Below are 22,067 nucleotides of genomic sequence, written 5' to 3' on the forward strand. Positions count from 1 at the left end.
GGTCCTCACCTCCCCCGCCACTTCGGCGGGCGCTTCTCGGTGAAGGCCGCGTGGAACTCGGCGTAGTCCTCGCCGTTCATCAGCAGGGCCTGGGTCGAGGCGTCCAGTTCGACCGAGGCGGCCAGCGGCATGTCCAGCTCGGCCGTCAGCAGCGCCTTCGTCTGGGCGTGGGCCAGGGCGGGGCCGTCGGCCAGGCGGCGGGCCAGCGCGGCGGCCGCCTCGTCGGCGCGGCCCTCCTCGGTCAGTTCGCTGATCAGGCCGATGCGCTCGGCCTCGGGGGCCCGGACCGGTTCGCCGAGCATGAGGAGCCGGGTGGCGTGGCCGAGGCCGACGACCCGGGGCAGCAGATAGGCGGCGCCCATGTCGCCGCCGGACAGGCCGACCCGGGTGAAGAGGAAGGCGAACCGGGCGGAGGGGTCCGCGACGCGGAAGTCGGCCGCCAGCGCGAGGACGGCCCCGGCGCCCGCGGCCACCCCGTGCACCGCGGCGATCACCGGGAACGGGCACTCCCGGACCGCCCGGACGACCTGGCCGGTCATCCGGTTGAAGTCGAGCAGCCGGGCGGTGTCCATGCCCAGCGTGGCGCCGATGATCTCGTCCACGTCACCGCCGGAGCAGAAGCCGCGGCCCTCGCCGGCCAGGATCAGGGCGCGCACGGAGCGCTCCCGGGACAGTTCGGCGAGCAGGTCGCGCAGGTCGGCGTAGGCGCCGAAGGTGAGGGCGTTGAGCTTCTCGGGCCGGGCGAGGGTGACGGTGGCCACCCCGTCGGCGATCCGGACCCGCAGGTGCGTCCAGTCGGCGGTGCGGGCGGCGGAGCCGGTGAAGGGACTCATGACGTGCGGCCTCCTAGCGCGGCGGTGCCGTACGTTGCTACGTCCCATGAAGTTATCACTTGTTTGTGACTGTCGTCACGGGTGCGCGACACACCGGCTCGTGACCGGCTGTTTCCGGTCACGTCGGTCACCGCTTGTCGACAGCGGCGTAACAGTGCGCCAGGGCGGGCGAGGCGGGCCGCCCGCCTGGGTAGGCCGCCCGGTACCGGGGCCGGGAGGCTCCGGGCGAAGCCCCCCGACCGTCCGCGGTGGCCGGGCCCGTACCATTCCTACAGTCGAAAGCAGGACAGCCTGCTCCATGAACGGACTCGCCTTGCACGAACGCCCCACCGAATCGGCCTCCTGGCGCATCGCGCTGCCGCACACCGCCGCGGCGGTGCCGGCGGCGCGCGCGCTGGTGCGCTCGGCCCTCACCGAGGTGGAGCACGTGGCCGACTGCGACACGGCGGAGCTGCTCACGGCCGAGCTGGTGGCCAACGCGGTGGAGCACACCGCCGGGCGCGGCCCGATCGAGCTGGTGGTGGAGCTGCGGCCGACCGGCTGCCAGGTCGAGGTGCACGACCCGGACCCGGCACCGCCCGGCCGGCTGACCGCGCCGGTGATCGAGGAGCCCGACGTCTGGCAGGAGGGCGGGCGCGGGCTGCTGCTGATCCGCGCCCTCAGCTCGTCCTGCGGGCACCGCCCCACCCCGTCGGGCAAGGCGGTGTGGTTCAGACTGCCTGTGGTTCCCGCTCAGCGGCGGCCGGTGTGACCCTGTCGGCCGGCGTCCGGGCCAGCGTGGAGTGCCGGCGCCCGTAGACGCCGTAGACCAGCAGGCCCACCGCGAGGAACACGGCGAACTGGAGCCAGGTCCGCCAGCCGGTCTCGTACATCAGGTACAGGCAGAAGCCGACGCCGAGCAGCGGGGCCACCGGGTACAGCGGCACCCGGAAGCTGCGGGCCAGGCCCGGTTCGCGGCGGCGCAGGGCGATCACCGTGATGTTGACGACGGCCATGATGGCGAGCGTGCCGATCGTGCACAGGTTCATCACGGCGTCGAGGGAGGCGAAGGCCGCGGGGACGGCGAAGACGACCGCGACGATCAGCGTGCCGGCGACCGGCGTGGAGGTCTTCGGGGAGACCTTCTCGAAGACGCGCGGGATCAGGCCGTCCCGGGACATCGACATCAGGATGCGGGTCTGGCCGTACATCACGGCGAGGACCACGGAGGCGATGGCGACGACCGCGCCGAAGGCGATGACACCGCCGCCGACGCCGGAGCCGGTGACCTCGTTGACGACGTAGGAGAGGGCGGCGGGGCGGCCGGCGACCTGGCCGCCGCCGATGGCGCCGATCGCGGCGAGCGCGACCGCGCAGTACAGCACGGTGACCAGACCCATGCAGACGAGGATCGCCACGGGGATGTCCCGGCGCGGGTTCTTCGCCTCCTCGCCGGCGGTGGTGATCGCGTCGAAGCCGATGTAGGAGAAGAACGCGGCGGTGGTGCCGGCGCCGATGCCGCCGAGGCCGGCCGGGGAGAACGGGGTGAGGTTGCCGTCCTTGAACGCGCTGTAGCCGACGGCGCAGAAGGCGAGCAGGATGGCGAGCTTCACGGCGGCCATGGCGGCGGTGGCCCGGGCGCTCTCGCGCACCCCGCGCACCAGCAGTACGGAGGCCAGGGCGATGACGATCACGGCCGGCAGGTTGACGATGCCGCCGTCGCCGGGACCGGCGCAGAGCATGGCCGGGAACTGCAGGCCGGTGAGGCTGTGCAGCAGCTCGTTGACGTACTGGCTCCAGCCGACCGCGACGGCCGAGATGGAGACGCCGTACTCCAGCAGCAGGCACCAGCCGACGAGGAAGGCGGTGGACTCGCCGAGGCCGGCGTAGGCGAAGGAGTACGAGGAGCCGGAGACCGGGATCGCGCCGCCCAGTTCCGCGAAGGACAGGGCGGTGAAGACGCAGGTGATCGCGGCGAGGACGAAGGAGACGACGACGGCCGGGCCGGCCTGGGCGACGGAGTCGGAGAGGCCGACGAAGATGCCGGTACCGACGATGGCGCCGACGCCGAAGCAGATGAGCTGGAAGAGGCCCATGGTGCGCTGCAGGCCGTGTCCCTCGCGGTCGGCGCCGGATTCGGCGACGAGCAGGTGCGGGGACTTGATGCGGGGAGCGGGCATGCGGGTGGTGCTCGTTTCTGGTGGTGCGGGCGCCCGTCGTAGGGGCGCGGCGGCGGCCGCGGAAGGGGTGGTTCCGGGCCGTCGGTCAGGATAAGGCCTGGTGACGCGGGTCAGGCAAGGCTCTCCCTGGCGAGGGTGGCCACCAGCACCGCCTTGATGGTGTGCAGCCGGTTCTCGGCCTCGTCGAAGACGACCGAGTGGGCGGACTCGAAGACCTCGTCCGTCACCTCCAGCGAGGTCAGGCCGTGGGTCTCGTGGATCTGCCGGCCGACGGCGGTGCCGAGGTCGTGGAAGGCGGGCAGGCAGTGCAGGAACCTCACGTCCGGGTTGCCGGTGGCGCGCAGGACGTCCATGGTCACGGCATACGGGGCGAGGGCCGTGATCCGCTCGGCCCAGACCTCCTTGGGTTCGCCCATGGAGACCCACACGTCGGTGGCGACGAAGTCGGCGCCCAGGACGCCCTCGGCGATGTCCTCGGTGAGGGTGACGCGGGCGCCGCTGGACACCGCCAGCTCGCGGGCGCGGTCGACGACCTCCTCGGCGGGCCAGTAGGCCTTCGGGGCGACGATCCGTACGTCCATGCCGAGCAGGGCGCCGGTGACCAGGTAGGAGTTGCCCATGTTGAAGCGGGCGTCGCCCAGGTAGGCGAAGGCGATCTTCCGCAGCGGCTTGGTGCTGTGCTCGGTCATGGTGAGCACGTCGGCGAGCATCTGGGTGGGGTGCCAGTCGTCGGTGAGGCCGTTGTAGACGGGCACGCCGGCGTGTGCGGCCAGCTCCTCGACCTTGGCCTGGCTGTCGCCCCGGTACTCGATCGCGTCGTACATCCGGCCCAGCACGCGGGCGGTGTCCCGCACCGACTCCTTGTGCCCGATCTGTGAGCCGGCCGGGTCGAGGTAGGTGGTGTGGGCGCCCTGGTCGGCCGCGGCGACCTCGAACGCGCAGCGGGTGCGCGTCGAGGTCTTCTCGAAGATCAGCGCGATGTTGCGGCCCCGCAGGTACCGGGTCTCGGCCCCGGCCTTCTTGGCGGCCTTCAGTTCCGCGGCCAGCTCGACCAGGCCGCGGAACTCCTCCTCGGTGAAGTCCAGCTCCTTGAGGAAGTGGCGGCCGGCGAGGGCGGTCGGGACTGTCGCCATGTCGGGGACGCTCCAGAGGTGAGGACCAGGGGGGACTTTGGAAGTATATACGATCCTTCACATTTCTATGCGATCTTATACGGCGTCCCGCTCGACGGGGCAGCTCATGCACCGCGGGCCGCCCCGGCCCCGGCCCAGCTCGCTGCCCGGGATCTCTATCACCTCGATGCCCTGCTTGCGCAGGTGCGTGTTGGTGGTGGAGTTCCGCTCGTAGGCGACGACGACCCCGGGCTCGACGGCCAGGACGTTGCAGCCGTCGTCCCACTGCTCGCGCTCGGCCGCGTGCACGTCCTGCGTGGCGGTCAGCACCCGGATCTCGCCGAGGCCGAGCGCGGCGGCGATCGCCCGGTGCATGTGCTCCGGCGGGTGGTCGGTGACCTTCAGCTCGCGCTCGCCGACGCCCGGCTCGATGGTGTACGAGCGGAGCATGCCGAGGCCGGCGTACTGGGTGAAGGTGTCGCCGTCCACCATGGTCATCACCGTGTCCAGGTGCATGAAGGCGCGCCCCTTGGGCATGTCGAGCGCGACGATCGTGCGCGCCGAGCCGGCCGCGAACAGCTCGTGCGCCAGCATCTCCACGGCCTGCGGGGTGGTGCGCTCGCTCATGCCGATCAGGACGGCGCCACCGCCGATCACCAGGACGTCCCCGCCCTCGATGGTGGAGGGGTAGTCCACCTGCCCCCGGGACCACACGTGGAACGTTTCGTCACGGAACAGCGGGTGGTGGCGGTAGATCGCCTCGAAGTGGACCGTCTCCCGCTGCCGGGCGGGCCACCTCATGGCGTTGATGGAGACGCCGTCGTAGATCCACGCCGAGGTGTCCCGGGTGAACAGGTGGTTCGGCAGCGGGCGGAGCAGGAAGTCGTCCAGCTCCATGACGTGGAAACGCACCGAGGTCGGCTCCTCGTGGGCGGCCAGGAACTCCCGCTTGGTCATCCCGCCGACGAGGGCCTCGGCCAGCTCGCCCGGGGCCATCCGGTCGAAGGCGGCACGCAGGTGGTCGGTGGCGAGCGGGCCGTACTCCTTCTCGTCGAAGACCCGGTCCAGGACGAGGCCGCGGGCCTCGGACAGCGCCAGGGTCTCGGCGAGCAGGTCCCCGAAGAGGTGCACCTCGACCCCGCGGTCGCGCAGGACGTCGGCGAACCCGTCGTGCTCGGCGCGCGCCCGGCGCACCCAGAGCACGTCGTCGAAGAGCAGGGCGTCCTTGTTGCTGGGGGTGAGCCTTTTGAGCTCGAGATCCGGACGGTGCAGGATGACGCGGCGCAGCCGCCCGGCCTCGGAGTCGACATGGAATCCCATGTCTCCATCCTGACCACCCCGGCCGTGCTTCACCCGCCACTCGGCCGTTTCCGCGACCGCCGGTTTCCGCCCCGGCGGCGACCGGCGGGCCCGGAAGCGCTCCGGAAGCGGGCGGTGCCTGTCGGCGGAAGCGGGTGCGGGGCTTTGCTGGGGGTGTGACCAGGTCAGCCCACCGCGCGGCGCAGCAGCGCCTCCACCGCGGCGAGGTCGGTGCGCTCCAGCTCCTCGTCCCGGACGACGATCCGCAGCTCGGGGCAGACGGCCGGGTCCTGGCGCAGGCTCTCGGTGAAGGTCTCGACGATCAGCGACAGCAGCTGGGTGTGGTCGAGTTCGACGAGCCGGGACAGGCCGGCGCCGATCAGCGGAACCGCCACCGGTTTGAACAGGCCGTGCAGGGCGACCGACGGCCACAGGCGCTCCAGGCTCAGCCGCAGGTCGGCCGGTGCGGACCGGGCGCGCAGGTCGTTGCCCAGCCGGGAGTAGGCGAGGGCGAAGACCCGGCGTTTGCCGACCGGGACCGGCACGGCCGTGCCGATCGGGTAGCGGGTGCGCCGGCCGCGCGGCTTGGCCCGGACGCTCTCGGTGGCCAGCGGGGTGACCTCCCTGAGCCCGCGGCGCAGCTGGTCGTCCAGCAGCCGGTGCCGGCCCCCGAAGAGGCGGTCGACCAGCTGGCCCTGCACGCTCTCCCGGCTGATGACGACGTCGTCGGCGGAGGTGTCGAAGGTGTCGGAGAACCCCACGACCAGGTTGGCGTCCTCCTGCTCGAACAGGTCGCCGCGCACCACGACGACGTCCACCCGCAGCCCCCGCAGGGTGTGCCGGAGCAGTTCGTCGCCGTGCCGCTCGCGCAGCCGGGCGTTCAGCCGGGCCAGGACCGCGGCGGCCTCGGGGTCGTCCGGCCGTTCCCGGGCGGCCTGTTCGGCCACCGGGAGGGCCTGGTCGTAGCGGCCCAGCGCGGTGTGGCCGGCGATCAGCTCCCGCTGCGCGGTCTCCCTGAGCTGGGTCAGCCGTCGGGCCGGCGCCCACGCGAACTCCTCGTCCCGCACCTCGGTCAGCGGCCGGCCGCGCCACAGCCCCAGGGCGTCCGTGAGCAGCCGGACCGCCGAGGCCGGTGCCGCGCGCAGCGCGTCACCCACGAGGCGGGTGAACTCGGCGCTGTCCAGCTCCTCGTCGGACAGGTCGAGCCGGTAGGTGCTCTCGGCGCCGCGCGCGGTGGGCAGCCGGCCGGTGCGCACGATCCGGGTGCCGTGTCCGGGGCCGGCCCGGTCGAACGCGCGCCGCAGTTCCAGGATGCGTTTCTGCACCTCGTTGCGGTTGCGCAGGTCCTGGTGCGGGAGTTCCACGGTCGGCTGCCAGACGTCCAGGTACAGTCGGCGCGCGGTGACGGCCTCGCCGTCGGCCGCGACCAGCCGGGCCAGCAGCCGGGCGGTGAGGGGGGTGAGGCGTACGGCGGTGCCGTTCACGTCCAGCCGGAGGGGGCCCAGTACGCCCACCCGTATGCACGGTGCGCGGGTCTGCACGCGCCTCGCCCCCTCCGCCGCGTGACGTCCCGTCAACAGTGTCGTCAGCGTAGCAAGATGCCCTGGAGGCAAGCATGCGATTGACCGGTCCGCGCCCGTCGCCGCGGCCCGCCCGGCCCGGTTCTCCGCGGTCCCCGCGGTCCCTGCGTTCCCTGCGGTCGTGGCGCGGGCGGCGGGTGTTCGCGGGCAGCGTGCTGGCGGCCTTCGGCGGGGTGTCGGCCGTCGTGCAGTTCGCCGGGCAGCTCTTCCCGGACGTGGTGTCCCGGCCCGGTCTGGTGCTGGCCGGCTCCGTGACCCTGTGCCTGGCGTGGGGGCTGGTCCGGGCCCGCCCGCAGGCCGCCGTACGGCAGGAGTTCACCCGCCCCGGGATGACGGTGGTGGTCGAGGAGGGCGATCTCTTCGAGCAGCCCGGCCACCTGGTGGTGGGGTTCACCGACACCTTCGACACCGTCGTGGACGACGGCGTCGTGATCAACGACGGCAGTGTGCAGGGCCAGTTGCTGGCCCGCCGCTACGCGGGGGACGCCCGCCGGCTGGACGCGGAGCTGGCCACCGCGCTGGCCGGGGTGACACCGGTGGCGCAGGAGAGCGTCCGGGACAAGCCGCGGGGCAAGCGGGTCCGGTACCCGGTCGGCACGGTCGCCGTCCTCGGCACCCGGCCCGATCTGGTCTTCGCCGTCGCCTACAGCCGGATGGGCAACGACTGCGTCGCCTCCTCCAAGGTGCAGGACCTGTGGCTCGGCCTGGACCGGCTGTGGGACGCCGTCCACCGGCACGGCCAACTGGAGCGCCTCACCATGCCGTTGACCGGCGCGGGTCTGGCCCGGCTGCACGACATGGACGAGGACAGCCTGCTGCGGCTGATCCTGCTGTCCTTCGTGGTGCACTCGTGGGAGCGGCGGATCTGCCGCGAGCTGCACGTGGTGGTCCGCCCCGGCGAGTTGGGGCGGATCGACCTGCCGGAGACCGGCGCCTTCCTGGCCGGTCTCGCGGCGGGCGCCCGGCGCCATGTCTGACGCCGGGCGCCGCCCGCCCGTGGCGGGAGGTGGAGCGGTACGGGCCCGTCCCCCGACCGTGGACGACCACCGGGCCCGTACCGCGGCTCAGCGGGCCGGCGGGGTCGCCCGCCCGGTGCGGCCGTACGCCGACAGATGGCGGTACGGCCAGGTCTGGAGCCAGTCGGAGCGGGTCTCGTCGACCGCGCAGCCCGCCAGCTTCAGCCGCTCGGCGATCTTGCGCAGGGCGTTCTCGGTGCCGTCGAACCGGATGACGTTGCGGCCGGCGATGTCGGCGATGGTGCGCAGCTCGCCGACCTCCACCATCAGGGTGCGCTCCGGGTAGGCCATGAGCACCATGCCCAGCTCGATGAGCACGTTGGGCCGGGGCTGCCCGGTGGGCTCGGTCTCGTACGGCGGCTCGTTGCGGCCCCGCAGGTCCGGGTGGAGCTGGACGATGTCGTCCGGGGTGAGCAGCACCAGGGCCGCCTGGGCCAGCGCGGGCGCCCCGGCGACGACCTCGCCGAGGAACGGGGCCGTCTTGCCGGTGGCCTTGACCAGGTGCTCCCACTCCAGCGGGCGCAGGTCGAGCAGGCGCAGCAGGTCGAACATGCGCAGCCGCACCTCCTCGTCGCGCCCGTGGACGACGAAGACGTTGCGCCTGCGGTCCGGGTCCGGTTCCGAGTGGCCCGGGTCCGGGCGTTCGGGGCGGGCGGGGACGGGGGCGGGGGCGTGGAAGTACTGCGTGCCCGAGTTGGTGGTGTTGTTGTTCCCGGTGACGAAGCTGTTGTTGTGCCCGAAGTCGTTGCGGCGGCCGTAGTCGCTGCTGTTGCCGCCCGTGGAGGTGTGCGTCATGCGGCTCCCGCCCCCTGACCGCCGGCCGGGCCGCCGAAGCTCTGCGTGCCCGAGTTGGTGGTGTTGTTGTCCCCGCTGACGAAGCTGTTGTTGTGCCCGTAGTTGTTGAGGATGTTCATCTGGCGGGCCTCGTGCTCCGTCAGGTCCACGTTGTGCTCGTACAGGAAGTCGCGGACGATGTGCAGGAACTGGCGCTCCACGATCTGCGTGTACTTGGTGGTGTCGGTCTCCTGGAAGAAGACGTGGAAGTGGGTGCTGGTCGCCATCTCCCGGACGCTGGTGACCGCGCCCCGGTTGAGCAGGGCGTCCGCGTAGCGGCCGAGGCCGAACTCGCTGCTGTCGGCCGGCTGCGGCAGCCGGATGCGCTCCTTGACCCAGGGCAGCCGCGGGAGCAGCTGGGCACCCGCCGCCTTGGCCGCGGCCGAGCGCACCGCGGAGTGGGGTGTGCCGCGCAGGGTGTGCCAGGCGAGCCTGAGCAGCAGCCGCTCGTCGAGGGCGGCGGGGAGCCGGTCCACGAGCTGGAAGCTGGCCCGGACCGGCGCCAGCACGTACGAGTGGAACTCGGTGTGCAGGGTGCTGCCCCTGAGGTCGAATCCGATGAACGCCGTGGTGACCAGCTCCTGGTCCCAGGAGCCCACCCGGACGCACAGGTAGGTGCGTCCGGTGTCCTGGATCTCGTCCCACGGGCCGTCGAGCTGCTCGGGGGTGGGCTCGGCGACGCCGCGGAGCGTGGTGACGGCCGTGGTGAAGGTGCTCTGCTCGACGTTGAGGCCCTCGATCCGCTGCGAGGGGCGGACCTGGGCGTGCAGCCGGGAGGTCATGCGGTCGGAGACGTAGGCGGTCAGTTCCTCGACGGTGAAGGGGATGACCTCCTTCCGCTTGGGTTCCTGCCCGGTGGTGCCGGGTGCCGCGGCCGGGGCCGCGCCGGGCCGCCCGTCGAACACCCCGAGGGGCGCGCCGATCAGCAGTTCCGCGTTGGCCCAGCGGCGCACCTGGGTGCCCGCGCCGACGAAGGGCTTGTAGCCGCCGTAGCGGATCACGGTGCCGTCCGAGGCCTGCTCCCGCCTGATCTTGGCGACGAGTTCGGGGGTCAGGTCGGGGTGCTCGGGGTACGAGCCGTCGAACCCCGGGCCCCGGCGTCCCGCCCTGGTGGGGGAGGCGAGCCGGCGGGTCAGCGTCTGCAGGGTGACGACCCGTCGCAGGTAGGCGGTGACCCACAGCAGCCAGAGCACCGCCAGCAGCCCGGTCCACATGCCCAGCACGCCGATCACCATGAAGAAGAAGGTGACGGCGGCGCCCACCGCCAGCACGGCCAGCCGCAGGCGTTGCAGCCGGCGCGCCGCCAGGGCGTGCGCGAGCACGGGCACCGCGTCGTAGCCGTACGCGGGGGCCACCACCCGGTAGCGGTGGGTGAGGAGTTCGCGGATGACACCGGCGCGGTAGACCGGGTCGAGGTAGGTGCCCGCGCAGAGCAGCCGGGTGGCGTTGCTCGTCGCGTCCGGGGCCGGGCGGGCCGTGAACGGGCCGCCCGGCTCCGGCGGCGGAGCGGGCACGGTGAGGTAGTCGCTCGCCATTGTCTTCTCGCTCCGCTCTGTTCAGCCGGTGGAGGTCATGGAGGCGTCGGTGATGACACCGTCGGCCACGGTGTACCGGCCGCTGTACGACTTCTGTGTGCTGTCGGTCTGCTGGGCCAGGAGCCGCACCCAGACCGTGTCGCCCTGGACGGCCACGATGGTGACGTCGGCCCGCTGGGTGGTGGAGTAGCCCGACACGAAGGCGCTGTAGGACTCACCGAGGTTCTTGCCGCCCAGGTCCCAGGCGGTCGCGTAGTCGCCCTGGTTGATGGCGTCGTAGAAGCGGGTCACCGTGTCGGCGGGGCCGGCGGCCGTCCCCGTGCCCTCGGTGCCGCCGGCGCTCTCGGTGTCGGTCGGGCTGGACGGGGTGTCCGTGTAGGTGGTGCTGTCGGTGGGCTCCCAGGTCGGCGTCTCGTACGCCGTGGAGATGTCGGGTGCCGGTGTGTTCGTGGACGGGTCGTAGCCGCCCGGGTAACTGCCGGAGTAGCCGCCGGAGTAGCCGCCGCCCTCGAAGTTCGGCGTCCCGGTTCCGTCGCCGCCCCCCGACCCCAGGTGGGACACGATGCCCATGATCAGGATCAGCAGGAACGGGACACCGCCGATGAGCAGTGCGTACGTCCGCTCCCTACCGCCGGCGGGTAACAGGCTCGGCGGCTCGTAGGTGTGGTTCATGGGTCCTCGCAACTCCCGGCAGACGTCCGGGATCTCGCTCGTGCCGTCGGTATGACGACAGTCACTCTGCCCGACTTCCGTGCGGCCGGGACCGGTTTCGCGCTTCCGATGCGCTTCCGATCCTCCACGCGCGGGCCGGATGCCTCGTGCGGGGCCTCAGATCGCGGTACAGGGCACCGGCCACTGCCGGATGCGCGGGGGCAGGGTCACCGCCCAGCCGCCGTGGGTCAGCACCAGCCGCTCGGCCGTGAGCAGGCCGAGTGCTTCCCGTTCGACGGCGTCCAGGGCCGCGACGGGCGTGGGCTCCAGGAGCCTGAGGAACGTGGTGTGCAGGGCGGGGTGGTCCAGGGTCAGCCGGACGGCCGTGCCCCGTTCCCTGCGGTCCAGGACGGTGACGAAGTCCGGGCCGCGCCGGTGGTAGAGGGCGCCGTGGGTGTGACCGGCACGCCAGGACGCCAACAGGCGCGGGTCGCCCGGCAGTTCGGTGGGCGGTGGAAGGTGGTGCAGCACGCGGGGGTCGTACGGCGGCGTGCCCGCAGCCCGCCAGGTCACGCGCAGCCCCAGCCCCTGGCACTCGCGCAGGAACCGCACCGCCTGCGCCGCCGGGCGCCCCGCGCCGCCCAGGTCCAGCGGTGCGGCGGTGTCGACTCGGCGCCCGGTGCGCCGGTGCGGCACGGTGCCGGGCAGGGCGCTCATCCGGTCGCCTCGGCCAGCCGGACCGGCTCGCCCCAGGTGGGCAGGGAGACGTACGTGGTGCCGTCGCGGAACAGCAGGCCCCGCTCGAAGGCTTCGTGCACCCATGTCTCCAGGTCCGCCACCGGCGGCGCGTGGCCGTCGGCGGTGAGCAGCCGGTGCAGCGCGGGCACGGTACGGCCGTCCTCCAGGCGGCGCAGGGCGGCCGCCCGCCAGCCGGTGTAGCGGTGGGTGGCGGACGGCCTGCCGTGCCGGCGGTCGTGCACCAGCAGGTCGGCGCCGTCCTCCTCGAACAGCAGCCGGGAGTGCGCGTGCCCGGCCCGCCAGGCGGCCACCGCCTCCTGCAACCGCTCCTCGACCGGGCCGGTGATGCCCGCGGGCTCGGTGTCGAACAGGTAGACCAGGTCGGTCAGTTCGTCCTCGGGCAGGTCGTAGACGTGCTGGTACATCGCGGCCGGGCGGCGCTTGCCGAAGCCGAGGCCCGGGTCGGTGAAGTGCGGGCTGAACCGCTCCAGCTGGATGCGGTGGGCGCCGCTGGGCGGCTGGAGGTGCACCAGGGCGGGGAGTTGCTCGATGACGGGCGTGTAGTCGTCGGGCCGCTCGCCGGGGAAGCCGTACAGCAGGTTCCAGGAGCAGGTCAGGGCGTGGTTCTCGCACTCGCGGAGGGTGCGCACGTTGCGGGCGCCGGTGACGCCCTTGGCCATGAGGTCCAGGACGCGGCTGCCCAGGCTCTCGATGCCGGGCTGGATGTGCACGGTGCCGGACTCGCCGAGGAGGCGCAGCTGGGCGGGGGTGAGGTTGGACTTGACCTCGTAGTGCAGCCGCAGGTCCCAGCCGCTCGCGGTCACGCGGGGCAGGAAGTCGCGGAAGTAGGCCATGTCGATGATGTTGTCGACGGTGACGATGTCGAGCAGGCGGTGGCGGCGCACCAGCCGGTCGATCTCCGTCCACAGCCGCTCCCCCGGTTTGGCGCGGAAGGCCATGGCGGACCCGTTCAGCCCGCAGAAGGTGCAGTGGTGCTTCTCGCCCCACCAGCAGCCCCGGGCCCCCTCCACGACGAGCTTGGGGTGGATGTACTCCTGGACCGGGGAGGCGTCCAGGGCGGCCTGCCACTGGTCGTAGTCGGGCGAGGGTATGTCGGCGGGGGCCACGGTTCGCCGGGTTTCGGTGTTGGCCCGGGACACCGCGCCGTCCCACCAGCACAGGCCGGGGACGTCCACGGGCGCGGTGCCCGCGTCCAGGTGGCGTAAGAGCGCCGGGAAGGTGTACTCGGCCTCGCCGCGGACCACGTGGTCGACGTAGGGGTGGTTGCGGTGCAGGGCGTGGCCCATCGGCCCGTCGCAGTTGCTGCCGCCGAAGACGACCACCAGGTCCGGGCGTCGGCGCTTGAGCGCGCGGGCCAGGGCGAGGGACGGCACGTTCTGCATGAAGGTGGTGGTGAACCCGACCACGTCCGGGCCGGCGGCCAGGATCTCGGTGGCGCAGGCGTCCACGAACGGGGCCGCGTACGGGCGCATGTCCAGGGCCGTGTCGATGAAGACGTCCCGGTCGGCCGCGTACTGGCGCAGCCGGGCCGTGCCCCAGCCGGGGTCGTCGTACAGGGCGCCGGAGAAGACCCAGTCGCCGAGGCCGTGGAAGATCGCGTCGCTGCCGACCGCCACGCAGTCCCCCGGCCGCAGCCGGCCGCCGGAGTGCTCCAGCAGGAACTCCGCCCAGCGCAGGGAGCCGTGGAACTCGGTGACGGCGTCGCCGGGGCGGGCCGTGCGCACGATCCGGTTCAGCAGGCCCAGTTGCAGCGAGGGCAGGTCGAGCGGGTGCCACGGCATGGTGACCAGGTGGACGCGCATGCTCAGCGGGTCGGCCGCTTCTCCAGGATCGCCGGCCGGCGGGTGGTGCCGCCCTGGTCCTCGCGGACCACGATCTTCTTGATCTCCACGGCCACCACTCCCCTCGCGGCATGCGAACGCCCTTGCGCCGCACGGCGGTCCACCCTATGGACCCATGTGTGTGCGGCACAAGGGCGTGGCGTGAAGGCCCGGTTCACAACCGGGGGTCGACCGGCTCCGACTCCAGCGCCAGCACCCCGAAGACCGCCTCGTGCACCCGCCACAGCGGCTCCCCGTCCGCGAGCCGGTCCAGGGCCTCCAGACCCAGGGCGTACTCGCGCAGGGCCAGGGAGCGCTTGTGGTTCAGGGACCGCTGCCGCAGCCGGGAAAGGTTGTCCGGCCGGGTGTACTCCGGACCGTAGACGATCCGCAGGTACTCGCGGCCCCGGCACTTGATGCCAGGCTGCACCAGCCGCCCCTCGGCGTTGCGCACGAGCGCGCCGAGCGGCTTGACGACCATGCCCTCGCCGCCCCGGCCGGTCATCTCCAGCCACCAGTCGACGCCCGCGCGGACCGACTCCGGGTCGCCGGTGTCGACGTACAGCCGCCGGGTGGTCTGCAGCAGTCCGCTGCCGTCGTTCTCCACCAGCCGGTCGATCAGGCCGAGTTGGGTGTCGTGGGGCAGTGCGGCGAGGCTGCGGCCCTGGACCGCCAGCAGCTGGAAGGGGGCCAGCCGGATTCCGTCCAGACCCTCGGTGGTCCAGCAGTAGCGGCGGTAGGCCGCGGTGAACGCGGCGGCGTCGGCGGCCCGTTCCCGCTGCCGGGTGAGCAGGCCGCCCACGTCGGCACCGCGCGCGGCCGCCGCCTCCAGGGCGGCCAGCGCGCCCGGGAACACCGCCCCGGCGGCGGCGCCGACCGCCGCGTACTGGCCGCGCAGCAGGCCCGAGGCCTTCAGCGACCACGGCATCAGCTCGGCGTCCAGCAGCAGCCAGTCGGTGGCCAGTTCGTCCCACAGACCGGCGTCGTCGGCCGCCGAGCGCAGCCGGCCGAGGATCTCCTCGGTCACCTTCTCGTCGTCGAAGAACGGCCGGCCGGTACGGGTGTACAGCGAGCCGGTCGGGCCGTCGACGCCGAAGCGCCTGCGCGCCGCCTGCGCGTCCCGGCACACCAGGGCCACGGCCCGCGACCCCATGTGCTTCTCCTCGCACACGACCCGCGCGACCCCGTCCCGCGCGTACTGCGCGAAGGCCTCCGCGGGGTGCTCCAGGAAGGGTCCGTCAGCGGCTCCGCCACCGGCGTCCACCCGCGAGGTGGCGGTCGGCGCCATGGTCGGCGGCAGGTACGGCAGCAGGCGCGGGTCGGTCGCGAAGCGGCTCATGACCTCCAGGGCCGCCGCCGCGTTGTCCTCCCGGACCGCCACCCGGCCCGCGTGCCGGGTCTCCACGGCCCGGCGGCCGTGCACGTCCGCCAGGTCCAGCGGCCGGCCGTCCTGCCCGCCGGGCGCCTCGGCGCGCAGCGGCCGCGCCGGCTCGTACCAGACCCGCTCGGCCGGTACGTCGACCAGCTCGCGCTCCGGCCAGCGCAGCGCGGTGAGCTTGCCGCCGAAGACGGCGCCGGTGTCCAGGCAGATGGTGTTGTTGAGCCAGGTGGCCTCGGGCACCGGGGTGTGGCCGTACACCACGGCCGCACGGCCCCGGTACTCCTCCGCCCACGGGTAGCGCACCGGCAGCCCGAACTCGTCGGTCTCGCCGGTCGTGTCGCCGTACAGGGCGTGCGAGCGGACCCGGCCGGAGGTGCGGCCGTGGTACTTCTCGGGCAGGCCGGCGTGGCAGACCACGAGCCGGCCGCCGTCCAGGACGTAGTGGCTGACCAGTCCGTCCAGGAACTCCCGGACCTCCGCCCGGAACTCCTCGCTCTCGCCCTCCATCTGCGCGATGGTCTCGGCGAGCCCGTGGGTGTGCTGGACCTTGCGGCCCTTGAGGTGGCGGCCGTACTTGTTCTCGTGGTTGCCGGGCACGCACAGGGCGTTGCCCGACTTCACCATCGCCATCACGCGGCGCAGCACGCCGGGGCTGTCCGGGCCGCGGTCGACCAGGTCGCCGACGAACACGGCGGTACGGCCCGCGGGATGCACCCCGTCGGTGTAGCCCAGCCTGGCCAGCAGTGCCTCCAGTTCGGCGGAGCAGCCGTGGATGTCACCGATGATGTCGAAGGGGCCGGTGAGGTGGGTCAGGTCGTTGAAGCGCTTCTCGGTGACGACGGTGGCGTTCTCCGCCTCCGCCACCCCGCGCAGCACGTGCACCTTGCGGAAGCCCTCGCGCTCCAGGTGGCGCAGTGAGCGGCGCAGTTCGCGGATGTGCCGCTGGACGACCCGGCGGGGCATGTCGGCCCGGTCGCTGCGGGCCGCGTTGCGCTCGGCGCACACCTCCTCCGGTATGTCCAGCACGATCGCGATGGGCAGTACGTCGTGCCGCCTGGCCAGTTCGATCAGCATGCGGCGGCCGTCCTGCTGCACGTTGGTGGCGTCCACGACGGTACGGCGGCCGGCGGCGAGCCGTTTGCCGGTGATGTAGTGCAGGACGTCGAAGGCGTCCCGGGACGCGCTCTGGTCGTTCTCGTCGTCGGCGACCAGGCCGCGGCAGAAGTCGGAGGAGATGACCTCGGTGGGTGTGAAGTGCCGCCGGGCGAAAGTGGACTTGCCGGAGCCGGAGGCGCCGACGAGGACGACGAGGGAGAGGTCGGTGACGGGCAGGACCCGTCCCTCGTGCTGTGTGCCGGTCATGCCGCCTTCGCCTCCTTCTCGTTCCTGATCGTGAACACGGCCATCTGGGTGGGCGGTCCCACCTCGGGGTCCTCGTCGCCGACGGGGGTGAACTCCACGCCGTAGCCGTGCCGTTCGGCGACGGTGGCGGCCCAGGCGCGGAACTCCGCGCGGGTCCACTCGAAGCGGTGGTCGCCGTGCCGGACGTGGCCCGCGGGCAGGCTCTCCCAGCGGACGTTGTACTCGACGTTCGGTGTGGTGACGACGACCGTGCGCGGGCGGGCGTGGCCGAACACGGCGTACTCCAGGGTGGGCAGCCGGGGCAGGTCGAGGTGTTCGACGACCTCGCTCAGCACGGCGGCGTCGTACCCCCTGAGCCGGTTGTCGGTGTAGGCGAGGGAGCCCTGGACCAGTCGGACGCGCGCGGCCTGCCGTTCGCCCATGCGGTCCAGCTTCAGCCGGTGGGCGGCGATGGTCAGGGCGCGCAGGGAGACGTCGACGCCGACGATCTCGGTGAACCGGACGTCCTTGAGCAGCGCCTGCACCAACTGGCCCTGCCCGCAGCCGAGGTCGAGGACGCGGGCCGCACCGGACGCGCGCAGCGCCTCGGTGATCGCCTCCCGGCGCCGCACGGCGAGCGGGGTCGGCTTCTCCTCGGCCTCGGTGTCGTCCGCGACGGCGTTGTCGAGGTCCTCCACCGCGCTGTCGTCGGCCTCCGCGAGCCGCACCAGCTCCAGCCGCTCCTTCGCCTGCCGGGTCAGCGACCAGCGGCGGGAGAGGTACCTGCTGGTGATGAGGTGCTGGTGCGGGTGCCCGGCCAGCCAGCCCTCGCCGGCCCGCAGCAGCTTGTCGACCTCGTCGGCGGAGACCCAGTAGTGCTTGGCGTCGTCCAGCACCGGCAGCAGGACGTACAGGTGGCGCAGCGCCTCGGCGAGGGTCAGCCGGTCCGACTCCAGCACCAGGTGCACGTACCGCGAGTCGCCCCACTGCGGGAACGCGGTGTCGAGCGGCACCGGGTCGGCGGTGACGCTCCAGCCGAGCGGTTCGAAGAGCCCGCGTACGAGGTCCGCCCCGCCTCGGGCGGGCAGTGCCGGCACCTCGATGCGCAGGGGCAGGGGCGCGCCGGCCCGTTCGGGGCGGGCGGCGCACACCCCGCGCAGGGCGCTGGAGAAGACGTTGCCCAGCGCGACGGCGAGCAGTGAGGAGGCCGCGTACGGGCGGTCGTTGACGTACTGCGCGAGGGCGGCGTCGGGTGCGCCGCCGCGGCCCTTGCCCTTGCCCCGCCGGACCAGCGCGACCGCGTCGATCTCCAGCAGCAGCGCGGCCGTGCAGCGATCGGCGTCCGCCTCGGGGTAGAAGACGTGCGCCGTCCCGTACGAGGTGGAGAACGCCTGTGCTTTGCCGGGGTGCTTGTGCAGCAGGTACCCCAGGTCGGTGGCCGGGCCCCCGGCCGTGCCGGTGGTGGAGATCGTCACGAACATGCTGTCGAGTGTCCCCGGCCGGCACCCCCGCCGACCACCGGTTTTCCTCGCTCAGGTGGCGGCGTCGACGATCTTCCGGGCCTTCGCCATGGCCCGCCGGTCGTCGGCCCGCCGGTCCTCCAGCGCCTTCTTGTTCGCTGCGATGAGCTTGCGCTGGGCGCGGCTGTCGAGGGCGTGTACCGCCTGGATGTACCCGGTGTCGAGCTTGCAGCGGGCGTCCGCGGTGGCGGTCTTCTTCTCCCTGCCCGACGGTTCGTCCCCGCGGTACCAGTCGGAGTCGGTGGAGGCCTGGTCCGGGTCGCCGTAGTGGAAGCCCTTCTTCTTCATGCACGCCGACCACGCGCGGTCGGCCTTCTTCCAGGCGGGTTCCTTGCGCGCTTCCTTGTGCGCCATGTACCAGTACTGCATGGGCAGCGAGTAGTAGCCGCTCAGCTTCACGCCGCCGATCTTCGCGGGCTTGGGCTCGGGGCCGTAGATCTTCGTGAGCGCCTCGCCCATGCACCCCTTCTTCGGGATGGGGTTGCCGTGGGCCAGGTGACTGTCACCGGACTCGAAGGTGCCGGTGAGGGCCGTGTACTGGTCGGCCGGCCACTCCATGGCCTGGCTGTCGGACTCGTCCCGCCGCGCGTTGTGGTAGCCGTGCTCGGCCGCCAGGTCGGGGTCGTCCACGCCGTACGGGGTGTCGTCGCCGACCATGCTGCCGCTGCCCGTCAAGGTGCCCTGCCGGACCGGGTAGGTCGACTCGACGGTCCTGATGTCGAGGGTTTTGAAACCGCTGAAGCCGAGCCGGACCATGCACGTCCGGGCGAGGATCCACTGCGCGGTGCCGACCGCCTTGCCGTCACGGGTCGTCGCGTCCGGTATGTAGGCGTTCAACGGGAACGACGTCATGGTGTTGAGGCGGCGGGCCTCGCCGTCGGGGTCGTCGCCGCCGGCGAACTGGCAGGCCGACACGGCGAGCAGACCGGTGAGGGCGAGGGGGAGGAGTTTGCGCACCGGGTCATCCGATCAGCCGACGATCATGCGCGCTGTGGCGGAGCCCACAGTTCCGGCCCGGGGTGTGGACCGTTGGCCTGTTGTGAACTCCGCGTGTCCATCATGTGATCTCCGTTACGGCTCCCCGGTCCCGAACCTGATGGAGTGAGCCCCCGTCAGATGACCAGTGACACAAGGGGGAACCCATGACCCACCGCCAGGCAATCCGCGGTCGCCGCAGAGCCGCCGTCGCGCTGACGGCCGGAGCCGTCCTCGGCGCCGGCGTGCTGACGACCGCTCCCGCCCAGGCGGCGACGACGCCGGCCGCGGCCTCCGCCCCGCGCTCCGCCGCGGCGGCGCCGCAGGTGTCGGCCCAGGGCGCGTACGCCATGAACCCGGCCACCGGGAAGCAGCTCTTCGGCAAGGCGCCGGACGGACGGCTGCGCACCGGCTCCACGACCAAGATCATGACGGCGCTGGTGGTGCTGTCGCAGCGGAACGTGAACCTCGCGAAGAAGGTGAAGATCAAGAAGGAGTACACCGACTACGTCATCGACCCGGTCACGGGCCGGCAGCGCTACTCCAGCGCCAACCTGATCCTCGGCGACTCGATGTCGGTCGGCGACCTGCTGTACGGCCTGCTGCTCCCGTCGGGCTGCGACGCGGCCTACGCGCTGGCGGACACCTACGGCACGGGCTCCACGACGGCGAAGCGCGCCACGTCGTTCATCGCCAGGATGAACGCCAAGGCGCGGGAACTCGGCCTGAAGAACACCCACTTCGATTCCTTCGACGGGGTGTCCAACGGCAAGAACTACTCCTCGCCGCGCGATCTGGCCAAGCTGGCCGGGGTCGCGCTGAAGAACAAGACGTTCAAGAAGGTCGTCGGGACGAAGGTCTACGACGACATGAAGTCCTACCGGCCCGCCGGCGGCACGCACGCCATGACGCCGTGGAACAACTCCAACAAGCTGCTCAGCACCTACCGGGGCGCGTTCGGTGTGAAAACCGGCTCCGGTCCGGAGGCGAAGTTCTGCCTGGTGTTCGCGGCCACCCGCGGCACGAAGACGGTCGTGGGCACGATCCTCGCGGACACGTCGGCGGACCAGCGGTTCAAGGACGCGACGAAGATCCTCGACTACGGGTTCACTCAGCGCGGCTGAGCCTCGCCGGGGGGATCCCCGGATCCCCCCGGCGACCCCCGTGGGCGTCGGCCGGTGTCAAGGCGCCGCCGCCCCCGGCCGGTGCGGGGCGAGGGGGTCGGCCGGCGTTGCCGCCGGGGCTACGACAGCTGGGACTGGACCTCGCCAGCGATCAGCTCCAGGTGGTCCAGGTCGTCGAGGTCCAGCATCTGGAGGTAGAGCCGCTGGGCGCCGATCTCGGCGTACCGGCCGATCTTGTCGACCACCTCGGCAGGGGAACCGGCCAGTCCGTTGGCCTTCAGCTCGTCCACCTCACGGCCGATCGCGGCGGCCCGCCGGGCGACCTCCTGGTCGTTTCTGCCGACGCAGACCACGAGCGCGGTGGAGTACGTCAGGTCGTCCGCGGGCCGGCCCGCCTCCGCCGCGGCGGCCCGCACCCGGCCGAACTGCCGCTCGCTGTCCTCGACCGAGGCGAACGGGATGTTGAACTCGTCGGCGTACCGGGCGGCGAGCCGCGGGGTGCGGACCGCGCCGTGGCCGCCGATGAGCACCGGGACCTTGCGCTGGGCGGGCTTGGGCAGCGCCGGCGACTGGGTGAGGTCGTAGTACGTGCCGTGGAAGTCGAAGGTCTTGCCGACCTCGGTCGCCCACAGCCCGGTGACGATCGCGAGCTGCTCCTCCAGCCGCGCGAACTTCTCCTTCGGGAACGGGATGCCGTACGCCTTGTGCTCCTCCTCGAACCAGCCCGCGCCGAGGCCGAGTTCGACCCGGCCGCCGGACATCTGGTCGACCTGGGCGACCTGGATGGCGAGCACGCCGGGCAGCCGGAAGGTGCCGGCGGTCATCAGGGTGCCGAGGCGGATGCGCCTGGTCTCGCGCGCCAGGCCGGCCAGCGTGATCCAGGCGTCCGTGGGGCCGGGCAGGCCGTCCACGGCACCCATGCGGAGGTAGTGGTCGGAGCGGAAGAAGGCGTCGAACCCGAGATCCTCGGTGGCCTTGGCCACGGTGAGCAGGGTGTCGTAGGAAGCGCCCTGCTGGGGTTCGGTGAAGATTCGAAGGTGCATACACCTATCCTGCACGGCGCCGGCCGCGTCAACCGAGCCGGTGCCGCCCGGCGTGGCTGTCCCCGGTCGGGTGAAAAGCGCCCGCTGCGCGCACCGGCCTCGCCTCGGGCCAGTGACCGGCCCCGGTGGTGATCCTTGGGCCGTCGGAGCCGGACCGTCCGGCACCCGCGCCGGACGGTGGACGCCGTCACGCGCCAACGCGCCGGACCGGCCGGGCCGGGGCCGAGGAGGCCGTCATGTCCGAAGAGACCGTTCCCCCACAGGGAGGCTCCGCCGGTCGGCCGAAGGGCTTGCTGGAGCAGATGGAAGAGCTGATGGCGGCCCTGAACGCGGACCTGTCGGCCCTGACGCGCCCGCAGACCGACACAGCGGCACCGGCCACGACGACCCCGTCCACCGAGACGGGCTGAACGCCCCCGGCGCACCGGGCGGCTCGGCTCCGCCGACCCCGCACCGGCCCGCCCGCTCCCTCACACCCCCGACGGGCTGTCCTGGGCGTCCTCCGGCAGCCTCTCCTCTCTCGCCGCCAGCTTGCGCAGCATCTCCAGGACGCGGTCGCGGGACATGTCGGCGGCGTCGATGGCCTCCATGCACTGCCAGTACGTCGTCTCGTCGGCCGCGGCGCTGGCCATGCCGACCAGGGCTATGCCGACCTCTCCGAGCAGGCCGTCGAGGCAGAGCAGGGTCTCGCGGGCGTCGTCCAGCCGGGTCAGCTGGGCGGCGCGCAGGTCACCCGGGTCGAGTTCGGGCGGGTCCAGGACCCCGCAGCCCCGGCCCGCCAGCTCCGTCAGCCCCAGTGCCTCGCCGCGCAGTTCCGGCGGACCGGAGACCGCGAGCCGGCTGCCGATCGCCTGCGCCAGGGCCTGCGCCTGCCACACCTCCGCCATCATCTCCGCCGTGTCCGCGCCGCCCGCCAGTGCGCGCCTGCTCGTGAGGATGAGCCGTACCGCATCCATAGGATGCCCCCGTCCGTCCGCCGCGCCGTTCCGCACGGCTGCGTGAACTCCCGTGTCCACTACCCAGAGTGAGGGTCCGTCGGGCGAAAAGCCAGAGGTAGGGGGAAATCTGTGGACAACAATTCGGAT

At 72.6% G+C, this 22,067-nt stretch carries 19 protein-coding genes; 4 read left to right on the forward strand and 15 right to left on the reverse strand.

Annotated features, from left to right (window positions below):
• Positions 1-5: 5 nt before the first annotated feature.
• Positions 6-833, reverse strand: coding sequence for an enoyl-CoA hydratase family protein (locus tag ACZ3ZD_RS19840; RefSeq protein ID WP_467398888.1), 828 nt, complete (start codon positions 831-833; stop codon positions 6-8).
• A gap of 298 nt (positions 834-1,131) precedes the next feature.
• Here ACZ3ZD_RS19840 and ACZ3ZD_RS19845 point away from each other — a divergent pair, with 298 nt between their 5' ends.
• Positions 1,132-1,584 (forward strand): ATP-binding protein, encoded by a 453-nt coding sequence (locus ACZ3ZD_RS19845; protein ID WP_467398890.1) that lies wholly within the window; start codon positions 1,132-1,134, stop codon positions 1,582-1,584.
• Here ACZ3ZD_RS19845 and ACZ3ZD_RS19850 read toward each other — a convergent pair.
• The 4 genes from ACZ3ZD_RS19850 to ACZ3ZD_RS19865 form a co-directional block, all read right to left on the reverse strand.
• Entirely contained in the window at positions 1,544-2,992 is a 1,449-nt protein-coding gene (locus ACZ3ZD_RS19850; protein ID WP_467398893.1) for an amino acid permease, read from the reverse strand. The two genes, ACZ3ZD_RS19845 and ACZ3ZD_RS19850, sit on opposite strands and share 41 nt — an antisense overlap.
• Positions 2,993-3,102: 110 nt before the next feature.
• Positions 3,103-4,125, reverse strand: a complete 1,023-nt coding sequence (argF, locus tag ACZ3ZD_RS19855; protein WP_467398895.1) for an ornithine carbamoyltransferase — start codon at positions 4,123-4,125, stop codon at positions 3,103-3,105.
• Positions 4,126-4,200: 75 nt separating this feature from the next.
• Positions 4,201-5,424 carry an arginine deiminase gene (locus tag ACZ3ZD_RS19860; protein ID WP_467398897.1) on the reverse strand — a complete coding sequence of 408 codons (1,224 nt, stop codon included), beginning with the start codon at positions 5,422-5,424 and terminating at the stop codon, positions 4,201-4,203.
• 164 nt (positions 5,425-5,588) lie between these two features.
• The gene (locus tag ACZ3ZD_RS19865) at positions 5,589-6,917 is read right to left on the reverse strand and encodes a macro domain-containing protein (RefSeq protein WP_467398899.1); all 1,329 of its coding nucleotides are present in this window, start codon (positions 6,915-6,917) and stop codon (positions 5,589-5,591) included.
• A 203-nt stretch (positions 6,918-7,120) separates the two neighbouring features.
• Here ACZ3ZD_RS19865 and ACZ3ZD_RS19870 point away from each other — a divergent pair, with 203 nt between their 5' ends.
• A complete protein-coding gene (locus ACZ3ZD_RS19870; RefSeq protein ID WP_467398902.1) occupies positions 7,121-7,960 on the forward strand; it encodes a macro domain-containing protein in 840 nt (279 codons plus the stop codon).
• A gap of 87 nt (positions 7,961-8,047) precedes the next feature.
• On the opposite strand, the gene ACZ3ZD_RS19875 is transcribed toward ACZ3ZD_RS19870, so the two are convergent.
• The 8 genes from ACZ3ZD_RS19875 to ACZ3ZD_RS19910 form a co-directional block, all read right to left on the reverse strand.
• Complete coding sequence (locus ACZ3ZD_RS19875) at positions 8,048-8,794, reverse strand: TIR domain-containing protein (protein ID WP_467398904.1); 747 nt, start codon at positions 8,792-8,794, stop codon at positions 8,048-8,050.
• A complete protein-coding gene (locus ACZ3ZD_RS19880; RefSeq protein ID WP_467398906.1) occupies positions 8,791-10,368 on the reverse strand; it encodes a hypothetical protein in 1,578 nt (525 codons plus the stop codon). The genes ACZ3ZD_RS19875 and ACZ3ZD_RS19880 overlap by 4 nt, the downstream gene beginning before the upstream one ends.
• Before the next feature lie 21 nt (positions 10,369-10,389).
• Complete coding sequence (locus tag ACZ3ZD_RS19885) at positions 10,390-11,040, reverse strand: nuclear transport factor 2-like protein (protein ID WP_467398909.1); 651 nt, start codon at positions 11,038-11,040, stop codon at positions 10,390-10,392.
• A 156-nt stretch (positions 11,041-11,196) separates the two neighbouring features.
• Positions 11,197-11,736, reverse strand: a complete 540-nt coding sequence (locus ACZ3ZD_RS19890) for a DUF5825 family protein (RefSeq protein ID WP_467398911.1) — start codon at positions 11,734-11,736, stop codon at positions 11,197-11,199.
• A complete protein-coding gene (locus ACZ3ZD_RS19895; RefSeq protein ID WP_467398913.1) occupies positions 11,733-13,580 on the reverse strand; it encodes a RiPP maturation radical SAM C-methyltransferase in 1,848 nt (615 codons plus the stop codon). The genes ACZ3ZD_RS19890 and ACZ3ZD_RS19895 overlap by 4 nt, the downstream gene beginning before the upstream one ends.
• A 193-nt stretch (positions 13,581-13,773) precedes the next feature.
• Positions 13,774-16,341 (reverse strand): polynucleotide kinase-phosphatase, encoded by a 2,568-nt coding sequence (locus ACZ3ZD_RS19900; RefSeq protein ID WP_467398915.1) that lies wholly within the window; start codon positions 16,339-16,341, stop codon positions 13,774-13,776.
• Positions 16,338-17,801 carry a 3' terminal RNA ribose 2'-O-methyltransferase Hen1 gene (locus ACZ3ZD_RS19905; protein ID WP_467398917.1) on the reverse strand — a complete coding sequence of 488 codons (1,464 nt, stop codon included), beginning with the start codon at positions 17,799-17,801 and terminating at the stop codon, positions 16,338-16,340. The genes ACZ3ZD_RS19900 and ACZ3ZD_RS19905 overlap by 4 nt, the downstream gene beginning before the upstream one ends.
• A gap of 51 nt (positions 17,802-17,852) precedes the next feature.
• Entirely contained in the window at positions 17,853-18,797 is a 945-nt protein-coding gene (locus ACZ3ZD_RS19910; RefSeq protein WP_467398920.1) for a hypothetical protein, read from the reverse strand.
• Positions 18,798-18,982: 185 nt separating this feature from the next.
• Between ACZ3ZD_RS19910 and ACZ3ZD_RS19915 the strand changes: the two genes are divergently transcribed.
• Positions 18,983-19,939 (forward strand): D-alanyl-D-alanine carboxypeptidase family protein, encoded by a 957-nt coding sequence (locus ACZ3ZD_RS19915; protein WP_467398922.1) that lies wholly within the window; start codon positions 18,983-18,985, stop codon positions 19,937-19,939.
• A gap of 119 nt (positions 19,940-20,058) precedes the next feature.
• Here ACZ3ZD_RS19915 and ACZ3ZD_RS19920 read toward each other — a convergent pair whose 3' ends face one another.
• Complete coding sequence (locus tag ACZ3ZD_RS19920) at positions 20,059-20,982, reverse strand: LLM class F420-dependent oxidoreductase (protein ID WP_467398925.1); 924 nt, start codon at positions 20,980-20,982, stop codon at positions 20,059-20,061.
• 236 nt (positions 20,983-21,218) lie between these two features.
• On the opposite strand from ACZ3ZD_RS19920, the gene ACZ3ZD_RS19925 reads away from it, so the two are divergent.
• Complete coding sequence (locus ACZ3ZD_RS19925) at positions 21,219-21,392, forward strand: hypothetical protein (protein ID WP_467398927.1); 174 nt, start codon at positions 21,219-21,221, stop codon at positions 21,390-21,392.
• Between the two features lie 60 nt (positions 21,393-21,452).
• Here the strand turns inward: ACZ3ZD_RS19925 and ACZ3ZD_RS19930 are convergent, their stop codons facing one another.
• Positions 21,453-21,938, reverse strand: a complete 486-nt coding sequence (locus ACZ3ZD_RS19930) for a DUF6099 family protein (protein WP_467398929.1) — start codon at positions 21,936-21,938, stop codon at positions 21,453-21,455.
• Positions 21,939-22,067: the final 129 nt, after the last annotated feature.

The sequence above is a fragment of the Streptomyces sp. NPDC023481 genome (assembly GCF_055560195.1).

Coding starts and splice junctions, on each gene's coding strand:
- ACZ3ZD_RS19840 (WP_467398888.1), bottom strand. CDS start 833: ATGAGTCCCTTCACCGGCTCCGCCGCCCGCACCGCCGACTGGACGCAC.
- ACZ3ZD_RS19845 (WP_467398890.1), top strand. CDS start 1,132: ATGAACGGACTCGCCTTGCACGAACGCCCCACCGAATCGGCCTCCTGG.
- ACZ3ZD_RS19850 (WP_467398893.1), bottom strand. CDS start 2,992: ATGCCCGCTCCCCGCATCAAGTCCCCGCACCTGCTCGTCGCCGAATCC.
- argF (WP_467398895.1), bottom strand. CDS start 4,125: ATGGCGACAGTCCCGACCGCCCTCGCCGGCCGCCACTTCCTCAAGGAG.
- ACZ3ZD_RS19860 (WP_467398897.1), bottom strand. CDS start 5,424: ATGGGATTCCATGTCGACTCCGAGGCCGGGCGGCTGCGCCGCGTCATC.
- ACZ3ZD_RS19875 (WP_467398904.1), bottom strand. CDS start 8,794: ATGACGCACACCTCCACGGGCGGCAACAGCAGCGACTACGGCCGCCGC.
- ACZ3ZD_RS19880 (WP_467398906.1), bottom strand. CDS start 10,368: ATGGCGAGCGACTACCTCACCGTGCCCGCTCCGCCGCCGGAGCCGGGC.
- ACZ3ZD_RS19885 (WP_467398909.1), bottom strand. CDS start 11,040: ATGAACCACACCTACGAGCCGCCGAGCCTGTTACCCGCCGGCGGTAGG.
- ACZ3ZD_RS19890 (WP_467398911.1), bottom strand. CDS start 11,736: ATGAGCGCCCTGCCCGGCACCGTGCCGCACCGGCGCACCGGGCGCCGA.
- ACZ3ZD_RS19895 (WP_467398913.1), bottom strand. CDS start 13,580: ATGCGCGTCCACCTGGTCACCATGCCGTGGCACCCGCTCGACCTGCCC.
- ACZ3ZD_RS19900 (WP_467398915.1), bottom strand. CDS start 16,341: ATGACCGGCACACAGCACGAGGGACGGGTCCTGCCCGTCACCGACCTC.
- ACZ3ZD_RS19905 (WP_467398917.1), bottom strand. CDS start 17,801: ATGTTCGTGACGATCTCCACCACCGGCACGGCCGGGGGCCCGGCCACC.
- ACZ3ZD_RS19915 (WP_467398922.1), top strand. CDS start 18,983: ATGACCCACCGCCAGGCAATCCGCGGTCGCCGCAGAGCCGCCGTCGCG.
- ACZ3ZD_RS19920 (WP_467398925.1), bottom strand. CDS start 20,982: ATGCACCTTCGAATCTTCACCGAACCCCAGCAGGGCGCTTCCTACGAC.
- ACZ3ZD_RS19925 (WP_467398927.1), top strand. CDS start 21,219: ATGTCCGAAGAGACCGTTCCCCCACAGGGAGGCTCCGCCGGTCGGCCG.
- ACZ3ZD_RS19930 (WP_467398929.1), bottom strand. CDS start 21,938: ATGGATGCGGTACGGCTCATCCTCACGAGCAGGCGCGCACTGGCGGGC.